Below are 10,495 nucleotides of genomic sequence, written 5' to 3' on the forward strand. Positions count from 1 at the left end.
GTCAGGCGCTGACGGCAGCCAGCGCGGCATCGTAATCGGGCTCCTGCCCGATTTCCGGTACCAACTGGGTGTAGGCGACGTTGCCGTCGCCGCCGACCACCACGATGGCCCGAGCCAGCAGGCCGGCCAGCGGACCGTCGGTGATGGTCACGCCGTAGTCCTCGCCGAAGCTGTCCCGAAATGCCGAGGCCGTCTTGACGTTCTCGATCTCCTCGGCACCGCAGAATCGCTTCAGCGCGAACGGCAGGTCTTTCGACACGCACACCACGGTCGAGCCGGTTGCGGCGGCCCGCTCGTTGAACGTCCGCACGCTGGCCGCACACACCGGCGTATCGATCGAGGGAAAGATATTCAGCACGACGGCCTTGCCGCGGAACTGGTCGCTGCCGAGGTTGCCGAGATCGGCGCCGGTCAGAGTGAACGCGGGGGCCGAAGATCCGACAGCGGGCAGTTCGCCGACAGTGTTGATCGCGTTTCCGTGCAGGGTTATCTGTGCCATGGGCACAGTCTGCCAAGGTCGGGAACTGGACTTGGGACCAGGTCCAACCAAGGACTCATGTCCTAATTTGTGGGGTATAGGGCGTAGACGCCATACCGTTGTCTGGCCAACACTTGAGTCCATGGCCCGCAAAGTGCTGATCGTCGGCTTCTCCGGGGTTCAAGCGCTCGACGTCGTGGGACCATTCGAGGTCTTCGCCGGCGCATCGCTGCTGACCAAGGGCGGCTACGACGTCACCCTCGTCTCCCCCGGCGGACATCCGGTGACCACCGCAACCGGCCTCGCCTTGATCACCGAGCCGCTGCCGGACCCGCGCGCAGCCGTGCACACCGTCGTGCTGCCCGGCGGCGCCGGGATCGATGCCGCACGCGACAACCCCGAACTGATGGCGTGGATCAAAGCCGTCGCGCCTCTTACCCGCCGTCTCGTCACCGTCTGCACGGGCGCCTTCTTGGCGGCTCAGGCGGGATTGCTCGACGGTCGACGTGCCACCACGCACTGGGCCTTCGCTGACCGGTTGGCCCGCGAGTTTCCCGCGGTCGCGGTGGATCGCGACCCGATCTTCATCCGTAGTTCTGAGACGGTATGGACTGCCGCCGGGGTGACGGCAGGGATTGACCTCGCGCTGTCGCTGGTGGAGGACGATCACGGCACCGAAATCGCGCAGACGGTCGCCCGCTGGCTGGTGCTGTATTTGCGCCGCCCCGGCGGCCAGACGCAGTTCGCTGCTCCCGTCTGGTTGCCGCGAGCCAACCGGCCCTCGATCCGCCAGGTCCAGGAGGCCATCGAAGCACAACCCGGTGGTGCCCACCGCGTCGACGATCTGGCCCGCCGCGCGGCAATGAGTCCACGGCATTTCACCCGGGTGTTCACCGATGAGGTTGGTGAGGCGCCGGGTCAATACGTGGAACGCGTTCGCACCGAAGCCGCGCGCCGACAGCTGGAAGAGACCGACGACACCATCGTGACCATCGCCGCACGCTGCGGCTTCGGCACCGCAGAAACCTTGCGGCGCAACTTTATTCGCCGGATCGGCATCTCGCCCGACCAGTACCGCAAAACCTTCGCGTAACACACCGAGGAGAACACCGATGACCCAAATCGCGATCGTCACCTATCCGGGATTCACGGCGCTGGACATGATCGGACCTTACGAAGTGCTACGGAACCTCCCGCACACCGAGGTGAGGTTTGTCTGGCACGAATCCGGGCCTATCACCGCAGATTCCGGTGTGCTGGTGCTCGGCGCCACCCGTTCTTTGGCCGAAACACCTTCGCCCGACGTGATTCTGGTGCCGGGCGGTCCGTCGACTCCGGTGCATGCCCGCGACGAGCACCTGTTGGACTGGCTGCGTCAAGCCCACCGGACGGCCAGCTGGACCACGTCGGTGTGTTCCGGCTCGGTGATCCTGGCCGCCGCCGGGCTCCTCGAGCATCGACGCGCGACGTCGCACTGGCTGACCATTCCCGCGCTGAAGGCATTCGGCGCCATCCCCGTCTCCGACGAGCGGATCGTGCGCCAGGACAACGTCATTACCAGCGCGGGTGTGTCCGCGGGACTGGACCTGGCGCTCTGGCTGGCCGGGGAAATCGGCGGGGAGGGCCGCGCCAAGGCGATCCAGCTGGCGATCGAGTACGACCCACAGCCGCCGTTCGACTCCGGCCACATGTCGAAGGCGTCGGCGACCACCAAGGCCGCGGCAACGGCTCTGCTGTCCAAAGACAGCGTCACACCGGCCAACTTGACGGCCACCACGATGCTCGCGTGGCAGCAGGCGCTGGCGGCGGTGCGGTCACGGCGGCGCAAGCGGCAGCCGGTGGCCGCGTCGGGATAGCAGCTCCAGCTCGAAAAGTGATACCGCGGTCAAGGTTTGGGCGCCATGATGTGCTCGGTGGCGAGCCGGCCGCCCGCCTGCAGCCAGGCGCCGACCACCCGTGGCGCATCACGGTTGGGGTTGTAGATGTCTTCCTCGCTGCTGAACAGGCCGTTGCCGGCGTAGACCAGGCGCGTCCAGTTCGGGAACCAGAACGGCTCACCGTTGGGATCGGTCGGGTGGTCGAGCTGATTCCTGATCCCGAAGACAACCGCGTCGTTGTCCTCGTCGTAGGCAATCCAGTCCGAGGGAAACCGCATATGCGGGAACGGCGCCATGACGGCGACGATCCAGTCCCGCACCGCCTCGCGACCATGGAAGACGCCGTAGTGGTGTTCGATGTAGACGACGTCCTCGGTGAACAGATCGGCGAACGGTCGCCAGTCACCCGACGCCGAGCACCCCTCGACGACGTCGGTGTAGTGCCGGACAGCTTGTTCGATCTCAGCTTTGGGGAACTTGCCCATACCGGACACACTAGAGCCTGTGTCGATCCGCGGTCGGCGTCTGGAGGGGATGACGAATGAGCGTGTTGGACTTGTTCGACCTGCGCGGCAAGCGGGCTCTGGTCACCGGGGGTTCCACCGGCATCGGCAAGAAGGTGGCGCTGGCGTACGTCCAGGCCGGGGCTGAAGTAGCCATTGCCGCAAGGCATTCCGACGTATTGGCGACGGTCGCCGAGGAACTGGCCGCAGCGGGCGGCAGGGTGCTGCCCCTCTGTTGCGACGTGACTGCGCATGAGCAGGTAACCGGCATGGTGGACCGGGTCACCGCGGAGCTGGGCGGGATTGACATCGTCGTGTGCAACGCCGGGATCGTCGGGATCACGCCGCTGCTGGAGATGTCGCTCGAGGAGTTCGAACGCATCCAGAGCAGCAACGTGACCGGCCTATTCCTCACCGCCCAGGCCGCGGCCCGGGCAATGGTCGAACAGGGCCAGGGCGGGGTCATCATCACCACGGCGTCGATGTCGGGCCACATCATCAACGTTCCGCAGCAGGTGAGCCACTACTGCACCGCCAAGGCCGCGGTCATCCACCTGACCAAGGCCATGGCTGTTGAGTTGGCACCGCACCGGATCCGGGTCAACAGTGTCAGCCCGGGTTACATTCTGACCGAACTCGTGGAGCCCCTCAGCGAGTACCACCGGCTGTGGGAGCCGAAAATACCGCTCGGCCGCCTGGGCCGTCCGGATGAACTCACCGGCCTCTACCTTTACCTGGCCAGTGAGGCATCGAGTTACATGACGGGCTCCGATATCGTGATCGACGGTGGATATACCTGCCTCTGAGGCGAGCTTCGGTTGCGCGGTATGCGGCAACTTGGCGGGACGAGTGCGGCTCGCCGGAGTGGCTGAACCGCTCGTTGACAACTGCCGGCCGGCACTCGAGGCATTGGCCGAGTTGGATGCCCTGGTCCGCCCGCAGGAACAAGCCCGGGTCGTGGTGCAGACCTTCTTCGGCGTGGCCAGTCAACCCGTCTCGGCCGACCGCGTCGACGTCGTGGCCCAAGCTATCGCCGACACCGACGCGTCGGCGCTGTATCGCATCGGCTACTCATATGCGCCCTTCCATTGCCCGGACTGCGCGGCGTCCTACTGCGGAGACCATTGGGATTGGCGCGAATTCGACGACGACCCGTTCAGCGGCATCGAAGGCGACTGCCCCCGTGGGCATTTCCATGTGCTGGCCTACTGAACCTCACCCGACGAGGCAGCGACGGCCGAAACGCGTTCGCATACCGGGTGAATACAGCGCGCGTAACCGCTGGCCGGCGGGTCGGACCCCGCTCGCGTCGCGCAGTTCGTCATCCAATTCGACGACCTCCGCGGCGCGCAATGGCCACGTTTCATGCTCATTGGGCACCCACCACGTCCGGCCGCCCCGGCGAGTGTGGGCGCCCCAGCGGGCGGTCAGCCAGATTTCCAGCGCCGTGGGCTCGACCACGCCGCCGACTTCGATGGTCAGCCGGCTGCGTAGCCCACGCTGCGGCCAGCGGCGCACACTGTCATAGGTAATCCGGTTGCCGCAGCGCGTCATTCGCATCCTGGCCCAGGTATAGGGGACGCCGAGGCCGATCCGGGTGACCGGCACGACTGCCAGCCGCGCCGTTTCCAGGGACCGGAAGAGGACGCCGTGACGACCGGCGTCATCGATCGAGTAGAGCCGGATGTTGGTCTCCAGAAAGCTGCCGAAATAGGGCAGCGGTACCGCGGTGCCGAGCTTGGTGCCGGTCATGGCAAAGGGGACCAACGCGACATAGGTCATCCCGTCGGCGAAGACGTCCGGTCTGGTCCCGGGTGGATACAGCTGCGCGACACTGTTCGGTGCCACCGGCCAATGCACGAACGTCAAATCAGTCCAGAGCTGGTCGAAGATAACCGGACCGGTCAGCGGTGGGGCGGTGACCGGGTACCCCGCAAGCGCGGAATTCTCGTCTGGCGCTTGCGACGACGGAACAGGAGTGCCGGTCATCCGACCATCGTGACACGCGAGCCGGCCGGTAGGACGGATTCGCCAGAGCCCGCCAAGCACGGCCGGCGCCGTCGATTCAATAACGCGAGCCGACGGTTTAGGAGCCGTCGATAATCCATTTTCGTGCTTCGTCGGCCTGCCCGGCGGGAAAGTGACGAACCGTTGCCGCCACGAAGTGTGACGTCAGATGCTCGGCGACATCTCCGAGATGAGAGTCGGTGACGACCGCGACCTTTTTCACGTGCTTGTGGTGATCCCGGACGAAGCGGAAGTGGGTGACCATCGCCCCGAAGCTGTCCCAGCCGGGAAACCCGGGAGCATCGAGGATCAGCCCGGCCAGGTCGCCCGTAGCCTCGATATGGGGATCCACCGTCTTCGCGAGTTGGTCGAAGTCGTCGCTGTCGAGCGCGGATTTGGGCCGCACCAGCAGGATCGAGTGCTCGGTGTCCAAGTCGTATTCGATCATGTCCTACTCCCAAGGGTCGCTAGCTAGGTGACGGTCTGTGACCAAGCTGAACGGTCCCGAGTTCTTGCTGGCGACGTCGTCCATGATCGCCTTCGCCGCAAGTCGTGGATAAGAGGCCAAAGTCCCCTCTATGTTGGCCGGTATGGCTATGTCACGGTGTCGGAGCGGGGGCTCGCTAGTCACGGCGGTGGCAGTGTTGATCGGGGTCGGGGTGGCGCCCGCCGGACGCGGTACGGCCGATCCGGGGTGCGCCAATGGGCAACCCGACGCTGTCCCTGCCGGCAAGGGTCAACAGGTGATCGTCGACTACTTCTCGGCAATCAACAACCACGACTACATCACCGCATGGGGATACCTCGGTGATCCGATGCGTGCCATCTATGGTGCGACGGCACCGGACCGGGACTCCACCGGGTTGGCGACGTTCACGTCGAGCATGCGTGAGCACGTGAGATGCGTACGCGTCACCAACATCGCCAATGCCACCAGCAGCGACCCGGACATCTCGGCGTCACTCGGAATCCAGTGGTATCGGGTGACATTCGACGCCGAGTACCTCACCCCGTTCGAGGCCGGCGCGGGCACGCTGCCGCCGTTCTACAAGACCCATGCCGACCCCCATGAAGGAGCGCCACCGCCGCTCATCATCAACCAAGGCACCAGCCCCTGAGCCCTTCGGGCCAGGCAAGCTGACCGCGTTGCAGCGCCGGTTTTCCGCCGCCGCGCCGGCGGCACCGGGCGCCATGGCAGGCTGTGCGTCGTGACAATGGCAGAAGCGGCGAAGCTCGCCTTCCAGATAAGCCTGTTCGTCGTGATCCTGGGCTACGGGTTGACCGCGCAGTTCGCCGACGTGGGCTACCTGACGCAACGTCCGGGACTGCTGGCGCGGTCGCTACTTTCCGTTCTCGTCGCTGCACCCGGGGTGGCGGTGCTGCTGGTCCAGGTGATGGACCTGCGGCCGGAGGTCGCCATTGCGCTGGTGACCTTGGCGATCTCGCCGTTGCCGCCATTGTTGCCCCGCCGCGGGGAAAAGGCCGGTGGCCACGTCCAGTTCGGGCTGGGCCTGGTCATCGTGCTGGCCGTGCTCGCCGTTCCCGTGCTCGCCGTGGCTGCGACCTTGCTGGGCAACGTATTCGGGCATCAGTACGTGGTCAGCCCGTGGGCGATCGGCAAGCTGATGCTGGTGTCGGTGTTGGCGCCGCTCGTCGCCGGAATGACGATCGGGGCGTGCTGGCCGACGGCGGCCAAGCGTATCGCGGCCCCCATCGACAGCGCCCAGCGCTGGATGCTGCCGGTGGCGATGATCGTGCTGTTGATCGCCGCGGCGCCGCGGATGTGGAAGCTGATGAGCGGTTCCACCCTGGTAGCCCTGGCGGTATTCGTCGCGGCCACGTTGCTCGTCGGGCATGTGCTGGGCGGGCCCGATCGCCAGTTTTCGGCGGTGGTGGCTTTCGCCAGCAGTTGCCGCCACCCGGCAACTGCGCTGACCATCGCGTCGGCGAACTTTCCCGACACCGACGAACACGGGGCGATTGCGCTTTATGGCCTGATCACTGTGGGTGCCGGCATCATTTACACGCGCTGGATACGCCAGCGGGAAGCCGCACCGCCCGGCTGACCTCCGGGCCTGCCCGGTTAGAGAATTCCCAAGCCGTGCAAGGCTTTCCACCCGAACCAGATTCCGAAAACCGTCCCGACGACCACCATGATGGGCCGGTTGTTGGCCTGCAGCCAGCGCAGGATCCGGTCCAGCAGGGTGCGCGACTGGGTAGGGAATAACGCAGCCATCGCGATGATCAGCAGATTAGCGCTCATGGCCAGCATCACGAAGGCGATGTAGGAGGCGATATTGGCGACCCGCGGCAACCCCGCCCCGCCGATCACGCTGATCGCCGCCAGGGTGAACACCCACGCCTTGACCGAGACCGTGATGACACCCGCCCCGATGAAGAAGGCCTTGGTGGGTGTTGCCGACATCAGCATGCTCATCCACTTCGGTGGCGGCGCCTCGGGATCGTCGTCGCTCAACAGCTCGCGCGCGGCGGTGACCACAAACAGCAGGGCCACCACCAACAGCACCGTCGACACAATCCAGTGGTGGGGATGACTCGTGTCGGCCTTGCGGGCTCCCCAATGCAAGATGCTTCCGAAAATGAGGCCCTGCAGTAGGCGGGTGCCGATATGCCCGGCGACCCAGGCGCCGGCCGTCCGCAGATGCGATGGCGTGCCCAGCAACATGATCGTGATCGCGATCTCGATGGGTTCCAGGACGCCGCCGAGAATCAGCGGGATAAGGCTGCTCCACATGGCGGTCACCGGCTGAGGATAGCGATTCGGCGTCCCGTTTCGGCTACTGCGAGCCCAGTGCGGCGCGCATCTCGGCTTCGGCGATCGCGGCGGCGAGATCGGCCGGATGCGGGTCGACGGTGGCGTCGATGCGATCGATCCGGCCCGTGAACCGGAAGTCATGCCCGTACGGTGCGACCGGAGATCCGGTATCGACGCCGACGTCCAGAGTTTCGCCGCTCATCGAGAACCGGAACGGGACGGTGCGCTCCAACCGGCCAGTTGCCACCGCGGCGTCGTCGACGATTAGCGTCACCGACGCCCCCTTGCCCAGTCCCCCGCCGTCGTAATCGAACGAAAGACCAAGGGTGACTCGGCCTTCCGGTAACGAAGCGGGAGCTGTCAGGGTGGTGAGTTCGTGGCCCAGATAGTTGTAGGCGAAGTTGGGAACGCCGTCTTGCAAACAAAGGCTCCACCCGGCCATCGCCCCGCCGATGGAGATGACCACTCCCCGCGCGCCGCCGCGCGGGATCTGCAGATGCGCTCGAAGTGTGAACGACGTGCTGGTGTAGCTCAGGGTCGCCGGTTCGGGGATGCGCACCTGGCCCGGGTAGTAGGTGATCGAGGTGCGGTCGCCGAGCAGGCTCGGCCGATTGACGGGCAGCGCCCGCGCCAGTGTGGCATCGCTGAGCGGGTAGACGTCGTACTTGCGGGCTTCGGCATCGAAAACGGCCTGGAGCTCGGCGAGCTTGTGCGGGTACTGATCGGCCAGATCGACGCCCTGACTGAAGTCGTCGGCGAGATGGTAGAGCTCCCAGCGCTCGGCCTCGCCGAACGCAATGTTGCGCTGGGCGCGGATCCAGGGCAGTCGCCCATGGAAGCAGGACGCCATCCAACCTTCGTGGTAGACGGCGCGATTGCCGAAGATCTCGAAATACTGTGTAGTTCGGTGGCTTTCGGCGGCGGCGTCGTCGAACGAGTACCGCATGCTGACGCCTTCGATCGGTTTCTGCTCGATGCCGTTGACGCGCTCCGGCATCTCGATGCCGGTGACCTCCAGGATGGTGGGGACGATGTCGATGACGTGGTGAAACTGGCTGCGCTGCTCCCCCGCTGCGCGAATGCCTCGTGGCCAGGACACAGCGAGCCCGTTGCGGGTGCCGCCGAAATGGGATGCCACCTGCTTCATCCACTGGAACGGCGCGTCGAGTGCCCAGGCCCAGCCGACGTTGTAGTGGTTCTCGCAGCGCGCCGTGCCGAAATCGGCCAGGTGCGCAAGCAGCCATTCGGGGTCTTCGGGTAGCCCGTTTTGAAACGCCGGCGAGCTCCAGGCACCGTGCAGGGTCCCCTCAGCCGACGCGCCGTTGTCGCCGCACACATAGATGAACAGCGTGTCGTCCCATTGCCCCAACTCATCGATGGCGTCGACGACCCGTCCGATCTGGGCGTCGGCGTGGGCCAGGAACCCGGCGTAGACCTCCATCAGGCGCCGCGCCACCGGCTTGTATCGATCGTCGTAGTCCGCCCAGGCCGGTATCTGCTCGGGCCGAGGGGTCAACTGCGTGCCGGGCGGGATGACGCCCATCTCGATCTGGCGGGCGAATATCTTTTCCCGCAACGCATCCCAGCCGTTGTCGAACTGGCCGGCGAACCGATCCGACCACTCCGGCCAGACCTGGTGCGGGCTGTGTGTCGCCCCGGGCGCCAGGTACACGAAAAACGGCTTGTCGGGCGCCGACGTCTTTTGCTTGCGGATCCACTCGATCGTCTTGTCGGCGAGATCCTCGGTGAGGTGATAGTCGTCGCGCCCCAGATACGGCTCGACGGGTGTGGTCTGGTCGTAAAGCGCCGGCTCGTACTGCGACGTGTCGCCGCCCAGGAAACCGTAGAAGCGCTCGAAACCGAGGCCGGTGGGCCAGCGGTCGAACGGGCCGGCGGGACCGGTCTCCCAGGTGGGGGTGAAGTGCGCCTTGCCGAACAGCGCGGTGCTGTAGCCGTTCATTTGCAGGACCTGTGCGACGGTCGCGGTGCTCCGCGGCAGCACGCTGTCGTAGCCGGGGAATCCGTAGGCGATCTCGCAGATGGTGCCCATGTGGGCGCTGTGGTGGTTGCGTCCGGTCAGCAACGCGGCGCGGGTCGGTGAGCACAGCGCGGTGGTATGAAACTGGTTGTAGCGCAATCCGGCTCGGGCAATACGTTCGAGCGTCGGCGTCGGGACCGGGCCGCCGAACGTGGACGCGGCGCCGAACCCGACGTCGTCGAGCAACACGACCACGACATTCGAAGCGCCGGCGGGTGGATAGGTGATCGTCGGCTTGACCGGTGTGGAATCGGCCGCTGACGGGTTGATGACTCCGCTGAACTGCTCAGTGGCGCGTGGAAGATCAACCACTATGCCTCCGTTGCTCGACGGGGTGGAGCTTTCTTCATGCCGATCCGTCCCGGTGGGTTCGGCTTCGCATCGCTCACCGGGCCACTACACCGTAGTGGCTGGAAGTTTTACGGCTCTAGGCCGTCGGCACAGGCGGCAACGACCTGATTGGGACGGCTGCGCAAGCCATGCTGCCGGGACGACCATGGTTCCAACGTCTTTTGATCAAGATGGCCGTATGAATCGGGAGGTCCACGTACGAATCCGTGGGAGCCGGGGGAAACTATCCATGGCCATGTGATTGGGGCACTTTGCGTCTTGTGATCGGTGTGGTGGCTGCGGCTCGGGATGGCGTTGGGGTGATGCGGGCCCCGGATTGTTGTTCGCTACCAGCGAAATGTGAAATCGGTTGTTCGGCAGTTGTTTTCAGGCCGGTTTTTGTCAGAGGTCGCCGATAGGTTAGGTGTCATGGATTGGGAGGCGATCACGGCGGCCTTTGACGGGTTGGATACGGCGCTGGATGTG

Annotated in this window: 12 protein-coding genes; 6 read left to right on the forward strand and 6 right to left on the reverse strand. The window is 65.4% G+C overall.

Features of this window, described 5'->3' with window-relative positions; genetic code table 11:
* Position 1: 1 nt before the first annotated feature.
* Entirely contained in the window at positions 2 to 499 is a 498-nt protein-coding gene (gene tpx / locus AWC07_RS22175; RefSeq protein WP_036416463.1) for a thiol peroxidase, read from the reverse strand.
* A gap of 121 nt (positions 500 to 620) precedes the next feature.
* On the opposite strand from tpx, the gene AWC07_RS22180 reads away from it, so the two are divergent.
* A complete protein-coding gene (locus AWC07_RS22180; protein ID WP_036416464.1) occupies positions 621 to 1,571 on the forward strand; it encodes a GlxA family transcriptional regulator in 951 nt (316 codons plus the stop codon).
* A 19-nt stretch (positions 1,572 to 1,590) separates the two neighbouring features.
* Entirely contained in the window at positions 1,591 to 2,334 is a 744-nt protein-coding gene (locus tag AWC07_RS22185; protein ID WP_036416466.1) for a DJ-1/PfpI family protein, read from the forward strand.
* Positions 2,335 to 2,363: 29 nt separating this feature from the next.
* Here the strand turns inward: AWC07_RS22185 and AWC07_RS22190 are convergent, their stop codons facing one another.
* Complete coding sequence (locus AWC07_RS22190) at positions 2,364 to 2,840, reverse strand: nuclear transport factor 2 family protein (protein WP_036416467.1); 477 nt, start codon at positions 2,838 to 2,840, stop codon at positions 2,364 to 2,366.
* A 56-nt stretch (positions 2,841 to 2,896) separates the two neighbouring features.
* Between AWC07_RS22190 and AWC07_RS22195 the strand changes: the two genes are divergently transcribed.
* Entirely contained in the window at positions 2,897 to 3,664 is a 768-nt protein-coding gene (locus AWC07_RS22195) for an SDR family oxidoreductase (protein ID WP_036416469.1), read from the forward strand.
* A gap of 58 nt (positions 3,665 to 3,722) precedes the next feature.
* Positions 3,723 to 4,070, forward strand: a complete 348-nt coding sequence (locus tag AWC07_RS22200) for a hypothetical protein (RefSeq protein WP_139829823.1) — start codon at positions 3,723 to 3,725, stop codon at positions 4,068 to 4,070.
* Positions 4,071 to 4,073: 3 nt separating this feature from the next.
* On the opposite strand, the gene AWC07_RS22205 is transcribed toward AWC07_RS22200, so the two are convergent.
* Entirely contained in the window at positions 4,074 to 4,847 is a 774-nt protein-coding gene (locus AWC07_RS22205) for a YqjF family protein (protein ID WP_036416473.1), read from the reverse strand.
* Between the two features lie 97 nt (positions 4,848 to 4,944).
* Positions 4,945 to 5,313 (reverse strand): SpoIIAA family protein, encoded by a 369-nt coding sequence (locus AWC07_RS22210; protein ID WP_036416474.1) that lies wholly within the window; start codon positions 5,311 to 5,313, stop codon positions 4,945 to 4,947.
* Positions 5,314 to 5,500: 187 nt separating this feature from the next.
* On the opposite strand from AWC07_RS22210, the gene AWC07_RS22215 reads away from it, so the two are divergent.
* Both AWC07_RS22215 and AWC07_RS22220 read left to right on the forward strand, forming a co-directional pair.
* Positions 5,501 to 5,983, forward strand: a complete 483-nt coding sequence (locus tag AWC07_RS22215) for a hypothetical protein (protein WP_244187662.1) — start codon at positions 5,501 to 5,503, stop codon at positions 5,981 to 5,983.
* 96 nt (positions 5,984 to 6,079) lie between these two features.
* A complete protein-coding gene (locus AWC07_RS22220) occupies positions 6,080 to 6,931 on the forward strand; it encodes a bile acid:sodium symporter family protein (RefSeq protein WP_244187664.1) in 852 nt (283 codons plus the stop codon).
* A gap of 17 nt (positions 6,932 to 6,948) precedes the next feature.
* On the opposite strand, the gene AWC07_RS22225 is transcribed toward AWC07_RS22220, so the two are convergent.
* Positions 6,949 to 7,620 carry a GAP family protein gene (locus AWC07_RS22225; RefSeq protein ID WP_036416482.1) on the reverse strand — a complete coding sequence of 224 codons (672 nt, stop codon included), beginning with the start codon at positions 7,618 to 7,620 and terminating at the stop codon, positions 6,949 to 6,951.
* Positions 7,621 to 7,663: 43 nt separating this feature from the next.
* Positions 7,664 to 9,991: an arylsulfatase gene (locus AWC07_RS22230; protein ID WP_036416476.1), complete on the reverse strand. Its 2,328-nt coding sequence runs from the start codon at positions 9,989 to 9,991 to the stop codon at positions 7,664 to 7,666.
* Positions 9,992 to 10,495: the final 504 nt, after the last annotated feature.

The sequence above is a fragment of the Mycobacterium gastri genome (genome assembly GCF_002102175.1).
Lineage (GTDB): Bacteria > Actinomycetota > Actinomycetes > Mycobacteriales > Mycobacteriaceae > Mycobacterium > Mycobacterium gastri.

Bases quoted from the DNA above. Each gene is read 5' to 3' on its own strand.
- AWC07_RS22185 (WP_036416466.1), top strand. From the start codon at position 1,591: ATGACCCAAATCGCGATCGTCACCTATCCGGGATTCACGGCGCTGGAC.
- AWC07_RS22205 (WP_036416473.1), bottom strand. From the start codon at position 4,847: ATGACCGGCACTCCTGTTCCGTCGTCGCAAGCGCCAGACGAGAATTCC.
- AWC07_RS22225 (WP_036416482.1), bottom strand. From the start codon at position 7,620: ATGTGGAGCAGCCTTATCCCGCTGATTCTCGGCGGCGTCCTGGAACCC.
- AWC07_RS22190 (WP_036416467.1), bottom strand. From the start codon at position 2,840: ATGGGCAAGTTCCCCAAAGCTGAGATCGAACAAGCTGTCCGGCACTAC.
- AWC07_RS22195 (WP_036416469.1), top strand. From the start codon at position 2,897: ATGAGCGTGTTGGACTTGTTCGACCTGCGCGGCAAGCGGGCTCTGGTC.
- AWC07_RS22210 (WP_036416474.1), bottom strand. From the start codon at position 5,313: ATGATCGAATACGACTTGGACACCGAGCACTCGATCCTGCTGGTGCGG.
- AWC07_RS22180 (WP_036416464.1), top strand. From the start codon at position 621: ATGGCCCGCAAAGTGCTGATCGTCGGCTTCTCCGGGGTTCAAGCGCTC.
- tpx (WP_036416463.1), bottom strand. From the start codon at position 499: ATGGCACAGATAACCCTGCACGGAAACGCGATCAACACTGTCGGCGAA.
- AWC07_RS22220 (WP_244187664.1), top strand. From the start codon at position 6,080: ATGGCAGAAGCGGCGAAGCTCGCCTTCCAGATAAGCCTGTTCGTCGTG.